Annotated in this window: 15 protein-coding genes; 5 read left to right on the forward strand and 10 right to left on the reverse strand. The window is 62.3% G+C overall.

The genetic code is table 11. The features are described 5' to 3' along the window. Positions 1-7: 7 nt before the first annotated feature. The 3 genes from rlmN to WNZ15_RS14390 all read right to left on the reverse strand — a co-directional run bounded on the left by rlmN (position 8) and on the right by WNZ15_RS14390 (position 2,434). Positions 8-1,231: a 23S rRNA (adenine(2503)-C(2))-methyltransferase RlmN gene (gene rlmN, locus WNZ15_RS14380; RefSeq protein ID WP_342893673.1), complete on the reverse strand. Its 1,224-nt coding sequence runs from the start codon at positions 1,229-1,231 to the stop codon at positions 8-10. Positions 1,232-1,476: 245 nt separating this feature from the next. Then, positions 1,477-1,986 (reverse strand): invasion associated locus B family protein, encoded by a 510-nt coding sequence (locus WNZ15_RS14385; RefSeq protein WP_342893674.1) that lies wholly within the window; start codon positions 1,984-1,986, stop codon positions 1,477-1,479. Between the two features lie 28 nt (positions 1,987-2,014). Beyond that, positions 2,015-2,434, reverse strand: coding sequence for a hypothetical protein (locus WNZ15_RS14390; RefSeq protein WP_342893675.1), 420 nt, complete (start codon positions 2,432-2,434; stop codon positions 2,015-2,017). A 76-nt stretch (positions 2,435-2,510) separates the two neighbouring features. On the opposite strand from WNZ15_RS14390, the gene WNZ15_RS14395 reads away from it, so the two are divergent. After that, a complete protein-coding gene (locus WNZ15_RS14395; RefSeq protein WP_342893676.1) occupies positions 2,511-3,077 on the forward strand; it encodes a sigma-70 family RNA polymerase sigma factor in 567 nt (188 codons plus the stop codon). Positions 3,078-3,107: 30 nt separating this feature from the next. On the opposite strand, the gene WNZ15_RS14400 is transcribed toward WNZ15_RS14395, so the two are convergent. Then, positions 3,108-3,653: an RNA methyltransferase gene (locus WNZ15_RS14400; protein WP_342893677.1), complete on the reverse strand. Its 546-nt coding sequence runs from the start codon at positions 3,651-3,653 to the stop codon at positions 3,108-3,110. Between the two features lie 179 nt (positions 3,654-3,832). Here WNZ15_RS14400 and WNZ15_RS14405 point away from each other — a divergent pair, with 179 nt between their 5' ends. Next, positions 3,833-4,807 (forward strand): NADPH:quinone oxidoreductase family protein, encoded by a 975-nt coding sequence (locus WNZ15_RS14405; protein ID WP_342893678.1) that lies wholly within the window; start codon positions 3,833-3,835, stop codon positions 4,805-4,807. Positions 4,808-4,854: 47 nt separating this feature from the next. Here WNZ15_RS14405 and xth read toward each other — a convergent pair whose 3' ends face one another. The 3 genes from xth to WNZ15_RS14420 all read right to left on the reverse strand — a co-directional run bounded on the left by xth (position 4,855) and on the right by WNZ15_RS14420 (position 8,090). After that, a complete protein-coding gene (gene xth / locus WNZ15_RS14410) occupies positions 4,855-5,664 on the reverse strand; it encodes an exodeoxyribonuclease III (protein WP_342893679.1) in 810 nt (269 codons plus the stop codon). 105 nt (positions 5,665-5,769) lie between these two features. Continuing rightward, a complete protein-coding gene (locus WNZ15_RS14415; protein WP_342893680.1) occupies positions 5,770-6,666 on the reverse strand; it encodes a LysM peptidoglycan-binding domain-containing protein in 897 nt (298 codons plus the stop codon). Between the two features lie 227 nt (positions 6,667-6,893). Next, on the reverse strand, positions 6,894-8,090 hold the full coding sequence (locus tag WNZ15_RS14420) for a cation:proton antiporter (protein ID WP_342893681.1): 1,197 nt from the start codon (positions 8,088-8,090) through the stop codon (positions 6,894-6,896). 188 nt (positions 8,091-8,278) lie between these two features. Here WNZ15_RS14420 and WNZ15_RS14425 point away from each other — a divergent pair, with 188 nt between their 5' ends. Then, positions 8,279-8,998: a GH25 family lysozyme gene (locus WNZ15_RS14425; RefSeq protein WP_342893682.1), complete on the forward strand. Its 720-nt coding sequence runs from the start codon at positions 8,279-8,281 to the stop codon at positions 8,996-8,998. Between the two features lie 131 nt (positions 8,999-9,129). On the opposite strand, the gene WNZ15_RS14430 is transcribed toward WNZ15_RS14425, so the two are convergent. Then, a complete protein-coding gene (locus tag WNZ15_RS14430) occupies positions 9,130-9,504 on the reverse strand; it encodes a VOC family protein (protein ID WP_342893683.1) in 375 nt (124 codons plus the stop codon). A 40-nt stretch (positions 9,505-9,544) separates the two neighbouring features. On the opposite strand from WNZ15_RS14430, the gene WNZ15_RS14435 reads away from it, so the two are divergent. Then, complete coding sequence (locus WNZ15_RS14435) at positions 9,545-10,081, forward strand: winged helix-turn-helix transcriptional regulator (RefSeq protein ID WP_342893684.1); 537 nt, start codon at positions 9,545-9,547, stop codon at positions 10,079-10,081. 75 nt (positions 10,082-10,156) lie between these two features. Here the strand turns inward: WNZ15_RS14435 and WNZ15_RS14440 are convergent, their stop codons facing one another. Next, the gene (locus tag WNZ15_RS14440; protein ID WP_342893685.1) at positions 10,157-10,648 is read right to left on the reverse strand and encodes a hypothetical protein; all 492 of its coding nucleotides are present in this window, start codon (positions 10,646-10,648) and stop codon (positions 10,157-10,159) included. A gap of 207 nt (positions 10,649-10,855) precedes the next feature. Here WNZ15_RS14440 and WNZ15_RS14445 point away from each other — a divergent pair, with 207 nt between their 5' ends. Beyond that, a complete protein-coding gene (locus WNZ15_RS14445; RefSeq protein WP_342893686.1) occupies positions 10,856-11,374 on the forward strand; it encodes an SH3 domain-containing protein in 519 nt (172 codons plus the stop codon). A 19-nt stretch (positions 11,375-11,393) separates the two neighbouring features. Here WNZ15_RS14445 and WNZ15_RS14450 read toward each other — a convergent pair whose 3' ends face one another. After that, on the reverse strand, positions 11,394-11,945 hold the full coding sequence (locus WNZ15_RS14450; RefSeq protein WP_342893687.1) for a CAP domain-containing protein: 552 nt from the start codon (positions 11,943-11,945) through the stop codon (positions 11,394-11,396). Between the last annotated feature and the right edge of the window lie 161 nt (positions 11,946-12,106).

Below are 12,106 nucleotides of genomic sequence, written 5' to 3' on the forward strand. Positions count from 1 at the left end.
GGCCTTGTCAGACAGCCGCCAGTGCGTCCCGATCCTTCTTGCGCATGCGTTCCGAAGCGGACTTGAGCTGGCCGCAGGCGGCGAAGATGTCGCGGCCGCGCGGGGTGCGGATGGGGGAGGCGTAGCCGGCGCGGTTGACGATGTCGGCGAATTCCTCGATCCGTTCCCAGTCGGAGCACTCGTACTCGGAGCCCGGCCAGGGGTTGAAGGGGATCAGATTGATCTTGGCCGGAATGCCCTTCAGCAGGCGGACCAGATCGAGCGCGTCCTTGTTGCTGTCGTTGATGTCCTTCAGCATGACATATTCGAAGGTGATGCGCTTGGCGTTGGACAGGCCCGGATAGTTGCGGCAGGCCTCCAGCAGCGCCTCGAGGTTCCACTTCTTGTTGATCGGAACCAGAACATCACGCAGGTCGTCGCGAACCGCATGCAGTGAAATTGCCAGCATGCAGCCGATCTCGTCGCCGGTGCGGAAGATTTCCGGCACCACGCCGGATGTCGACAGGGTGATCCGGCGCTTGGACAGCGACAGGCCGTCGCCGTCGGAAGCGATCAGAAGCGCCTTCTTGACGTTGTCGAAATTGTAGAGCGGCTCGCCCATGCCCATCATGACGATGTTGGTGACCAGCCGGCCCTCGGAGGGAACGACAGCGCCCTGGGGCGTGTGGGCGTCGGGAAAATCGCCGAGACGGTCGCGCGCCAGCAGGATCTGCGAGAGGACTTCCTCCGCAGTCAGGTTGCGGACCAGTTTCTGGGTGCCGGTGTGGCAGAAGGTGCAGGTGAGCGTGCAGCCGACCTGGGAGGAGACGCAAAGGGTTCCCCGGCCTTCTTCGGGAATATAGACGGTCTCGACCTCGACGGGACGGCCGGCGCCGCGCGGTGGAAAGCGGAACAGCCACTTGCGGGTGCCGTCGACGGAAATCTGCTCGGTGACGATTTCCGGACGGGCAATCGTGAAGGCCTCGGCGAGTTTCTGGCGCAGGTCCTTGGCGATATTGGTCATATGCGCGAAGTCGGACACGCCCCGTACATAGAGCCAGTGCCACAGCTGGGAGGATCGCATCCGCCACTGTTTCTGAGGCACGCCGATCGTGCCGAGGGCCTCGCCAAGCTCGTCGCGGGACAGGCCGATCAGTGTCGGCTTGTCCTCGGCCTGCAGGAGCGGGCCCGCTGCACCTGGGACGGTTTGCGCGTTCGGATTGTCCCGCGCGATGTCGAGCGTAATCGCCATGTCATGATCCGTTGTTTCGTCCGGCGCATGTCAGGGCGTTTCAGTTTCGAACGCGGCCGCCGGGTTACCTGGCCAGCAGGTAGGAACCTAAGGGCCTCCAAAACCACAATCGGGCGGAAAAATCAAGGTTTCCGCTGCGCAGGGGAGCCATGCGCGCAGGAGCGGGGCCGTTGAATGCGAAAACCCGGACCGGCACTGGCGTGCCGATCCGGGTTCCATCCGTGTTGCAGCGGCAACAGACGCCGTTACCGGCAGGCCTGGGCCGCGGTGTCGATCGCGGCGGTGACGCCGGACAACGAGAACTTGTAGGTGGTGCGGGTCCCACGGCTGGATTCGCCGTTGACCGACATTTCGCGCCCGGCTTTCATGGCAGCCACCAGCTGCGCTTCCGTCGCCGCGTTTTCCACCCAGGCCCCGTCATTGTTGGTGAACAGGGAGAAGTCCTTGCCGTCGATATTGACGGTCACGGAAGACTTGTCCTTGAAGGGGTAGCCGACCAGCAGGCTCGGTTCGGAGCTGACACCCTCGGCGGGCCGCGATGTCACGAAGAAGAAGACATCTCCGTGATTGCGGTCGCCCGGGAGCATTGTGGTTGGCTTGGTCAGCGCATAACAGACCTTTCCGCTTCCGCCGGTCAGCGCATAGGCCGCCCAATCCTTGTGCTGCTTCAGGAGCGTCGGGGTTTGCGCGAAAGCCACTGCACTCGAAACGGCCAGACCTGCGAGGGCTAGAACCAGCGATTTTGCTTTCATCATCTCCACACCGTTTGGCTTTGAGTTTCCGTCAAATTCTATTCAATTGCCGTTTGACATATAAACCTTGCTTTAATGATAACTTAAAGCGGGTTACGAAAGGGTTGAAGCCCGACAATCGATTTTTGTCTGTTTCCCGGCGTCCCTGATTGTCCCACAGGCTGTTGCGGCAAAAGGCGGCAACAGTGTGGCGAAGGCCGCTGCCTTCTTTCGAATCGTCGCGAACCTGCCGGAGCCGTTCCCGCACAAATGGTCTTGTGCGACCGGGACAGTCTGGTTCCGGTGCCGGCCACCCGCGTGGCTCGGACACTTTCGGGTCGAACGGCTTCCGCGAAGCCGGATCCTTCAAGGCTGATGACAAACGGGCCACCCGCACCGTGGCGCCACCTTGAACAAGGAACGCATCGCGCGCCAAGCCGCGGGCCTTGCCGGGTGGATCGTAAATCGCCATCAAATGGTTTCCTACAAGCGAGAAACGCTCTAAAGATTGTCGAGGGCCCGAGGATTGGCAGGGAGTGTTACGGTCGTTGGCGCATGCACAGTACTTATCGGGTCTTATCGTCAAGGTTGCGGCCGAACGGGACAAGGCCGCCTTCGTCGAATTGTTCGACCACTTCGCGCCACGCCTGAAGGGTTATCTGATGAAACAGGGCGCTGACGAGGCCACGGCCGAGGAAGTCGCCCAGGACGTCATGGTCACGCTGTGGCGCAAGGCCGCACTGTTCGATCCGACCAAATCGTCCGCCAGCACCTGGCTCTACCGGGTTGCACGCAACCGCCGGATCGACCGGTTGCGGCGGCGCAAGGCTGCCGATCTCAATCCGGAAGAGCCCGCGCTTCAGCCGACACCCCTGCCTGATATCGCCGATGAAATGGATGCCCGGCTCCGGGAGGAGCGCGTGCGGTCGGCTCTGGCCCAATTGCCGGAAGAGCAGAGGGAAGTCGTCAGGCTCGCCTTTTTCATCGGCCAGTCGCACAGCGAAATCGCCGAAGCATCCGGCCTGCCGCTTGGCACCGTCAAATCGCGGATACGCCTTGCCTTCGGCAGGTTGCGCCAGATCATCGAGGCGGACGAGGCCGTCGATGTGGATTAGGTCACGGCCTTGCAAATGTGAGGCGGCAGGCTAGGTCCCCGGCACCTTCCGTCCACTGCGCATGACCGGGCCGCCGCTGACGTGTTTCGGACGTTCGGTCTTGGGTGCGCCCGCGGTGACCGGGCGGTCCGCAAAGCGTCCGAGCGCCCTGTGGCGGTCGTACATGACGATCGCGCCGGCCATCGCCACGTTGATGCAGAAACTGGTCGGGATCTTCACAACGTGGTCGCATCTGGCCAGCATGTCCGGCGACAGCGAGCCGCGCTCGGGACCGAGTACATAGGCCGCCTGAAGCGGGTGGCCGAAGCTGGGCAGGTCGATGCTTTCGTCCGTCAGTTCGATGCCAACAAGCTGACAGCCTCTCGGCAGATCCATGGCATCGACGCTGTCCCAGGTGAACACGGGCAGGTGGCCGGGGCTCTTGGACGTGTCGGACGGCGGTGCGTTGCGGATTTTCCTGTCGGCGTCCACCGTGAAGAAGAAGTTCGCCCCGAACGCGTGCGCCGAGCGCATCAGCGTGCCGAGGTTCATCCGTTTCGAGAGGCCTTCGGCCCCGATCGCAAAATACCCGCGCATTCATCCGTCCATTTCTCGGTTTGCAGCCTCATACCCGAATTCGGCCGGGGCAGAAAGTTTTCCGGCGTATCTCAACCGCTTCCTAATCCGGAATGCCAATTCCTGCTGGACGCATGACTTGCTACCCTTGCCTTGCCTTTAACCGGTGCGTTCCCGCGCTCAAGATACAAGAGATTGCCGTGAAAGCCTGCCTTTGCAAATCCTTCGGTCCGCCCGAAAGCCTGGTCTTTGAAGACATCGCGGAACCGGTGGCCGGTCCGGGCGAGGTTCTGGTACGGGTCAGGGCCTGCGCGCTCAATTTCTTCGACACGCTGATCATCAGGGGCAAATACCAGTACAAGCCCGACCTGCCGTTTTCACCCAGCGCCGAATTTGCCGGTGTTGTCGATTCGGTCGGAGACGGCGTCACGTCGGTATCGCCGGGCGACCGGGTCATGGGGTACATGCGCTGGGGCGCGGCGCGGGAAAAGGTCGTGGTCGGCGAGAACGCCTTGGTGGGTCTGCCGGACGACGTGTCCTTTGAAACCGCCGCCGGTCTGTCGGTCACCTATGGCACCACGCTGCATGCCTACCGGGACCGGGCCGGGCTGAAGGCCGGAGAGACCGTCGCCGTCCTTGGCGCTTCGGGCGGGGTCGGCCAGGCGGCGGTGGAAATTGCCGCGATCATGGGGGCAAAGGTGATTGCCTGCGCCTCGTCGGAGGACAAGCTGGCGTTTGCACGGACACTCGGCGCCGAGCTGACCGTCGACTATTCAACACAGCCGCTCAAGGACACCCTGAAGGACCTCACGGGCGGCAGGGGAGTCGATGTCGTCTATGACCCGGTCGGCGGCGACCTGTCGGAACAGGCCCTGCGGGCGACCGCCTGGGAAGGCCGGTTCCTGGTGGTCGGATTTGCCGCCGGAGAGATCCCCAAAATTCCGCTCAACCTGTTGCTGCTGAAAGGCTGCGACATGCGCGGCGTGTTCTGGGGCGCCGCGCTCGACCGGGACCCGGACGGCCACCGGGCCAACATGGTCCAGGTCCTTTCCTGGATTGAGGACGGCCGGCTGAAACCGCATGTTCACGGGATCTATCCTCTGGAGGACATTGCCACCGCCCTTGCGGAAATCGCCGCGCGCCGCGTGCGCGGCAAGGTCATCCTGACGCCTTGAGAATCTGCACGGGACAATCGGGCGGCAGAGCCGGCAGTTCTATGTCCTCAGACGGAAAACTCGGCGATCACGGGGGCATGGTCGGAGGGTTTTTCCCATCCACGCGCGTCCCGCAGCACGCTTGTTCCCTTGATGTAGGGCGCCAGCGGTGCCGAGACCCAGACATGATCGAGGCGGCGGCCCTTGTCGGCGGCCGCCCAGTCCTTGGCGCGGTAACTCCACCAGGTGTAGAGCTTTTCCTCCATCGGCGTGAACTGACGCATGGCATCCAGCCAGCCGCCGGTCTCGCGCAAGTTTTCAAAAAGCTCGGTCTCCACGGGCGTGTGCGAGACGACTTTCAACAGTTTCTTGTGCGACCAGACGTCCTGCTCATACGGGGCCACGTTCAGATCGCCCACAAGCACGGCCGGCTTCGCTGTTTCCGCACCCTTAAGCCAGGCCTGCATCTCGGCCATGAAATCGAGCTTGTGACCGAATTTCGGGTTGATGTCGCGGTTTGGTTCGTCGCCGCCTGCCGGCACATAGAAATTGTGCAGCCGCAGGCTGGATCCGTTGAACGGCACGTCGACGGCCACGTGGCGGCTGTCGCCCATGTCGCAGAAGCCGCGTTTCTCGATGTTGCTCAATGGCAGGCGGGACAGGGTCGCGACCCCGTGATAGCCCTTCTGGCCGTTGATGGCCATGTGCTCGTAGCCGGCCTTGCGGAAGGCGTTTTCCGGAAAGTTGGCGTCCGGGCACTTGGTCTCCTGGAGGCAGATCACGTCCGGCGCGGTTTCCTCGATCAGCTGTTCGACGATCGGCATGCGCAGGCGCACGGAGTTGATGTTCCAGGTGACGAGCTTGAGACGATCGGTCATGAGATCCTTGCCGGGGGAGGTTCGAAGGTATCCCGAGTCATAAGGATTTGACCGGCGAGTGCAACGATTTTGGCGATCGCCAGCCGCCCCTGCACCGGTCGGGACCTAACCGTAGGCCTTCGGAAACAGGGTCGGGGCGTTGTAGCACTTGCGCAGGATCTTTTCCGCGCGGGCGAAATAGACGGCCTTGTCGCCCGGATCGAAATAGCGCAACCACAATTCGTTGGCACTGGTCCACTCGAAACCGTTTATGACAATCCAGTGGGTCCAGAGGCCCTTTGCACTCTGCAGCATGATGAAAGGAGCGTTTCTTTCCACGAAATCGAGGAATTCCAGAATCGTCGAGTCGTCAACGGCGAACGCCGTGTCTTCGTTGATCGTGTATTTGTTGATATTCAGATTTGCCAGTCTGGCTTTTTCAAAGAGCGTCTTGGCATCCGGGCCGGTGATGAATTTTTCGTCGCGATATCGTTGCGCGAATTCCGGATCAATTTCCTCCAGAGCGTCCTCGACCTTCCGGCCGGGGGACGACTTGCCCCAGTCGTAGACATTCGCGAGCGCGGCCGCCCAGCAACCATTGTCGTTGTCCTGCTTGTAGTTGGGCAGCTCCGGAAAGATCCGGTAAATTCTGGGGTCGGGGTATCGGATCTTCTTTTCAAGCCTTGCGGCCCATTTGAGCGGCAGACAGATCTTGCCCGGGTCCGCGGCTATGGAAAACGCAAAGTTCTTTCCTTGCGGACCTAGCTCCTTGCAGCCGATCTTGTTGCGCAGGTACCAGTTCACTTCCCTCGGATCGGTGGTCCCGAAGCATTCCTTGAGGAGATTTTTCGCCGAGGTGCCGACACGGACCGCGATGTTCTCCAGGGTGTCACCGTTGACGACGCGGTAGAACGCGTATCGGGACATGTCGACGGGGGCGTATTCGTTGTAGAAATAGTGAACCGACGCGGGCTTTTTTTCATAATCCGCCGCCAGAGGCGGAAGATGCGGAGGGGATGCCATGACCATGCCTTTCGTCTCATAGACCTGAACGGACCTTGTTCTTGAACAATAGGCCGCGCGCCCGTTGATGCCGTGACGGCGGTCACAGGTGCGCGCAATCTGCCGGGTGATTTCCGGAGGCAGGGGAGGAAAGCGGCCACCGAAGGCATTTCGGGCAGTCGCGGAAGAAGAAAGTCATCGGAGATAGTGCGGGGACGCCGAGGCACGGCGTGGTCGCGGCCCGGATGTTACGTGTCCGTATCGTCTTCGGGCGGTGCCTTGCCGGTCTCGCCCGCCAAACGCAGCGCCTGGTGCGTGAGTGCCGGGCCCACAAGCTCGAATACGACGGTCGAGCCGATGATCACGGTCAGGATCTCGCTCCGGAATTGCGGCAGGGTTTCGGCGGCCACGAGTGCCATGCCCAGGGCAACGCCTGCCTGGGGCAGCAGCGACAGGCCGAACAGATAGCTGTCCTTCCTGCCGGCGCCGGGGGAGACCCTGCCGCCGAGCCAGCCGCCGACGAGACGGCCCACCAGCCGGAGGACGATGTAGCCGCCGCCCAGCAGGCCGAGGTCCCAAAGCCGGGCCGGTTCCAGGGACGCGCCGGCCAGCACGAAGAAAAAGATCATGAACGGCCATTCGACATGTTCGATTTCATGAAAGGGGCGGCTGTGATGACGTCCGGAATTGACCACTGTCGCACCGCAGGCAATGCCGGCCAGCAGGAACGACAGGTCCAGCCACAGGGCCAGTCCTGCGGTCAGAAAGACAATGCCGAGAGCTTCGGCCAGTGTCGGATCGCCGGGCTTGATGCGGCCGGACAGGTAGCCGGCGGGCAGGCCGATGAAGACACCCAGCAGGATCGATCCGGCCGTTTCCCATGCCGCGTGCAGCAAGGCGCCCGACCCGTCGCCGCCGGTGAGGGCCTGCGCGCCCATCAGGCACAGGGCGAACACCAGGATGCCCCAGATGTCGTCGACGGCGACGATGCCGGACAGGATCGAGGTGAACGGTCCACTGGCCTTGTCCTGGCGGATGACGTCGTTGGTCGCGGCCGGGTCCGTCGCGGTGGCGAGCGCCGCCAGCACCAGCGCCAGGGCCGCCGGCACGCCAAGGAGCCACAATCCGGAAAAGACGATGGCGGCGGTGGCGACGACCGCGCTGACAGAGATGATTGCAACAGCGCTGCCGCTGTTCCTGAGGTGCACCCTGGAGAGTTTGCCGCCGAGCAGAAACGCGACCATGGACAGTGCCAGCACCGAAAGCGTGTCGTAGAGCGCGGTCAGGTTGTCCGGCAGAAGGTTCAGCATCGCCGGGCCGGCGGCAAGTCCGCACAGGATCAGCAGGGTTACACGCGGCAATTGCGTGCGGTGACCGATCTCGTCGGCCAGCATGCCGATGAGCAGCAAGGCGCCGATAGCCATCAGTGTGTGGGCGATTTCCATCGCTCTTCATGACCCGTGCGGTCCGAAAGGTCCTTGATCCGCCGCAAACCCGGGGCCAGGGCAAAGGCCGATACGTATTTTTGCTGAAAAATCGTCAATCCGTCCATACTCCGTTAGGAAATCCCACGCATTTTGGACCAGGGCGGAAAGCTTTTTTTAACCTTCTCGAGGACGCTGTGCTGGAACTGGTGAAACAATTTTGTTCGGTCTTCGGGGTCCTGTTCCTGGGCTCCTGCGCGGCATATGACTTTCCCGATCCGACACCGGAAGACTATGCGGTGCACGGCATCGACATCTCGCGCTGGCAGGGTGACATCGACTGGGTGGCGGCCAAGCGGTCGGGGGTCGCCTTCGCATGGATCAAGGCGACGGAGGGCGGTGATCATGTCGATCCGCGGTTCGTCGACAACTGGGTCGGAGCGCGCCAGGCCGGTGTGCCGCGCGGCGCCTATCATTTCTACTATTTCTGCCGGCCGGTCGAGGAACAGATCACCTGGGTGAAAGAGATCGTTCCCGTTGACCCGCAGGCCATTCCGCTGGTTCTGGACATGGAGTGGAACGCCCATTCCAAGACCTGCCAGAAGCGTCCGGCGCGTGCGCAGATCCTGCGCGACATGAAGATCTTCCTCGACGAAATGGAAAAGCACTACGGCAAACGTCCGGTGATCTACTCGTCGGTCGACTTCCACCGGGACCGGATGGTCGGAGCACTCAAGAACGAGCAGTTCTGGCTGCGGTCCGTCGCCAATTTCCCGAACAACATCTACGACCAGCGCGACGACTGGGTGTTCTGGCAGTATACGGCGGAAGGCCGGGTTCCGGGCATCCGCGGCGATGTCGACCGCAACGCGTTCTTCGGTACCAAGTCCCAGTTCCGCGACTGGTTGAATGGCGACTTGAAGCGCTAGGCTGGAGCAATGGAAAAGACGTGCGAGAAAATCCTCACACGTCCTGACTTGCAAGTCGTGTTGTCGATCGAGGGCCTGGCGGCCGGCCACAAGCGGGCGGGTTCTTCCGACGGCTCGGGTTCGACCGAAAACTATTGTTGTGTCAGATCTTGCGCCAGCATGAGCGCATTGCCGTCCGGATCGTAGAATGTGGCGGTGCTGACCATGCCTTCTATGGTTTCGGTCTCGCCGTCGAATTTAACGTTCTCCCTTTCAAGGGCTGCCCGGGCCGACGCAATATCCGCAATACCAAACACGGGCACCAGGTTGCCCGGAGACGGTTCCATCTGCTCGCCCAGTCCAAGGGTGACGCCTTCCGTTTTGGTCCGCATTTCGCTCCAGCCGGCCTCATCGATATGCATCAGCAGCTCGAAGCCCAGGTTCTTCTCATACCAGTCCGCACTGGCATGGCGGTCACGCACCGACAGGGCGAGGGTGATGGTGTTTTCCAAAGAAACGACAGGCATGAAACTTTCCTCTGTAGCAAAAATATAGTAGATATAATTCATGGATATGCCTCTGCTTGTCAAGCTCACATCGAAAGCCTGGTCCCTGAAGACACTGGCGCTGCTGCATTCCGGCGTTCCAGGCCGGCAGGCACCGTTGATCGCAGCAACCACGGCGTCGCGCAGTGCCTTTGCCGCCAGCCTGGAGCTCCTGATCCAGTTGGACCTGCTTGAGAAAAACCCGGGCCATGGCCACCCGCTCCGGCCGGAATTCCGTTTGACGGAGCAAGGCAAGGTCGCCGCCGCCATGGCCCACCGCATCCTGGAAGCAGCACCAGGCGAGGACGGTTTTGGTATTTTGAAACGAAGCTGGCCCGTGCCTATCCTGGCATTGACGGAGGCTCCCAGCCGGTTTTCCGCCATCAGGTCCGGTCTGGGGGCGATTACAGATCGCGCACTTTCCAAGTCACTGGGGATGCTCGAAGAACGAGAGTGGCTTCGGCGTGAGATCGATGTGTCACAACGCACGCCGTTTCCGACCTATCAGGCGGTAAATGCGGGGCAGACAATCAACCGGGCCATAGGACTGAGCCTTTGAAGCCGTTCCCTGGAGGCTGCGAAACTTCAGTGTCCACAGCCTCAAGAGAAGCCGGCCCGGCTTTTCGGCTCTATCCTAGCGAACGGCGATCTGGTGAGCCACGTCCCTGCCGTTGCTGACGGTGACCTGGGTGAAGCCGATCATTTTGCAGAAATCGAGAAAATTCAGATCCTGCGGCTGGCTGGAGCGCGCGAAGAGCTCCGTTGAGCGGGCCATCGAGGTCAGCGAGGCCAGCAGCGCGCGCAACCGGTACAGCGTGTTGTACTGACCGTCGCCGGTCGCCACGATGATCAGCTTCTCAAGGTCGGCACCCTTCGCAAACAGATGGTATCCGATCACGCGGCCGCGCTCTTCGTGCCGGCCCGCCAGCCCGATGACGAACGCTGCCCGCGAAGTCTTGCCGGCATCGGGCGAGGGTGTGAGTTCGGAAACATAGACCTCCCGCGTTTGAGGCTCCGGGTAATAATAACCCGCATGGGCGTCGAAGGCCGCCGCCGGGCCGGTTACGGCGGCAAGCCAGAGCAGCGACGCTGCGAGTCCGGCCGCGATAAAGTGAGTCTGTTGCATGGTGCTGTGCCCCGAATCTTTGCCCGTTTGCTGCGAATGAAAGACCGCAACCGAACCCATCAAGCCGCGAACGCAAGCCGGACGCAAGCCAACAGGGCGAATATGCGGCGACGAACACGTCGAGGAAAGCATGCGACGCTATATTTTTGCCATGTTGTCTCCGCACTGGTTGTGGGTGCCGGGGCGCAGATTTTCGGAGTTTTGAACATGTTGATCCGCTTGTCGCTGGCGTTGATCGCGGTGGCCCTGACGGCCTTGCCGGCCGCCGCGCAGTCCCGTCCGGCAATCGCCTATACGACCGCGAACCTGAACATGCGTGCCGGTCCGGGGACAAACTACCCGGTGATCGCCACCGTTCCACGGGGCGGCGGCGTGACCGTGTTCGGCTGCACCGCCGATTTCAGATGGTGTGATGCCGCCTTCGTCAACATGAAGGGCTGGGTCTCCGGGAAATACCTGAGCTATGGCGGAGACGGTATCTATTACGGCCGGCCGCTGCCGAGCGCCGGTATCCATCTTGGCGTGCCGCGCTACCGGGGCAACTACCGGATTTATCCGAGTGGCGGCCCCGTCTACAAGGGCGGGCCTCCGGTTGCCGTGCAGCCGGTGCCGGCACAGCCCAGGGTCTTGCCGCCCGCACAGGGCTATCCCTACGGCCAGCCCCTTCCCCGCAACGAGCCGTGCCCGCGCTACCCTGACCGATATTTCGAGCATCAGGTGTGCTGAAGCCTGCGGCGTGACCGGTCTATCGAGCCGGTGTCAGGGCCTGTGCGGAGGCGGCTGTCGGTGCCGGTCCGGCCATGACCAACGACCAGAACACCTTGTGCTTGGCATTGGAGGCATAGGTGGTCGCAATGCCCAGACGGGTGGCGTCGCCGGTCAGGAGAACCTGATTGTGCTTGGGTGATTCCCGCCATCCCGAAAATGCCTCGGCGAAGGTCCGGTAGCCGGCGCTGACATTTTCTGCCGCCTCCGTCTTGGGCTCCCCGATCGAGGCCATGCGGGCGGCGAGTTGCTGGCTCGGCGCAAGCGAGGCCTTGACGGTTCCGGCCGCCGCCATGGCATCCGCCTGGGATTTTGCGATTGTGGTGAGCCGGGGATCCGGTTTGACCGGCAGCAGGCCGTTGTTGATCCGGTACTGGGAGATCATCTGCGCGGCGGTTGCCGCGTCGACCTGACCGTCCACCCGCGCCATGTCCTGGTAGAACGGCGGGGTCTGCGTCCGGTCGCCCATGCAGGCGGCGAGGGTGAGTGCGGCCGCGCCGGCAACGGCGCCCATCAGGATGCGAGGGCTCATCAGAGAAAGGATCAAGGTCTTGAGGTCCCGTTTTCTTGCAAGGGGCGTGATTCGCCCTGGCTGCAACGGTGATGGGGCCACAGTTGAGCAGAATTGCGGCGCGGTTCGAGCGAACAGGGCTGACGCCTCCGGCAGCATCCGGTTTGCCCGGCAGTCGCGGC

It is taken from the genome of Roseibium sp. AS2, assembly GCF_038900065.1.
Classification (GTDB): Bacteria; Pseudomonadota; Alphaproteobacteria; order Rhizobiales; family Stappiaceae; genus Roseibium.

What these genes read in the sequence shown, in the direction of transcription:
- WNZ15_RS14445 (WP_342893686.1), top strand. Translation starts at nt 10,856, where the DNA reads ATGTTGATCCGCTTGTCGCTGGCGTTGATCGCGGTGGCCCTGACGGCC.
- WNZ15_RS14415 (WP_342893680.1), bottom strand. Translation starts at nt 6,666, where the DNA reads ATGGCATCCCCTCCGCATCTTCCGCCTCTGGCGGCGGATTATGAAAAA.
- rlmN (WP_342893673.1), bottom strand. Translation starts at nt 1,231, where the DNA reads ATGGCGATTACGCTCGACATCGCGCGGGACAATCCGAACGCGCAAACC.
- WNZ15_RS14420 (WP_342893681.1), bottom strand. Translation starts at nt 8,090, where the DNA reads ATGGAAATCGCCCACACACTGATGGCTATCGGCGCCTTGCTGCTCATC.
- WNZ15_RS14450 (WP_342893687.1), bottom strand. Translation starts at nt 11,945, where the DNA reads ATGAGCCCTCGCATCCTGATGGGCGCCGTTGCCGGCGCGGCCGCACTC.
- xth (WP_342893679.1), bottom strand. Translation starts at nt 5,664, where the DNA reads ATGACCGATCGTCTCAAGCTCGTCACCTGGAACATCAACTCCGTGCGC.
- WNZ15_RS14440 (WP_342893685.1), bottom strand. Translation starts at nt 10,648, where the DNA reads ATGCAACAGACTCACTTTATCGCGGCCGGACTCGCAGCGTCGCTGCTC.
- WNZ15_RS14400 (WP_342893677.1), bottom strand. Translation starts at nt 3,653, where the DNA reads ATGCGCGGGTATTTTGCGATCGGGGCCGAAGGCCTCTCGAAACGGATG.
- WNZ15_RS14390 (WP_342893675.1), bottom strand. Translation starts at nt 2,434, where the DNA reads ATGGCGATTTACGATCCACCCGGCAAGGCCCGCGGCTTGGCGCGCGAT.
- WNZ15_RS14430 (WP_342893683.1), bottom strand. Translation starts at nt 9,504, where the DNA reads ATGCCTGTCGTTTCTTTGGAAAACACCATCACCCTCGCCCTGTCGGTG.
- WNZ15_RS14435 (WP_342893684.1), top strand. Translation starts at nt 9,545, where the DNA reads ATGGATATGCCTCTGCTTGTCAAGCTCACATCGAAAGCCTGGTCCCTG.
- WNZ15_RS14385 (WP_342893674.1), bottom strand. Translation starts at nt 1,986, where the DNA reads ATGATGAAAGCAAAATCGCTGGTTCTAGCCCTCGCAGGTCTGGCCGTT.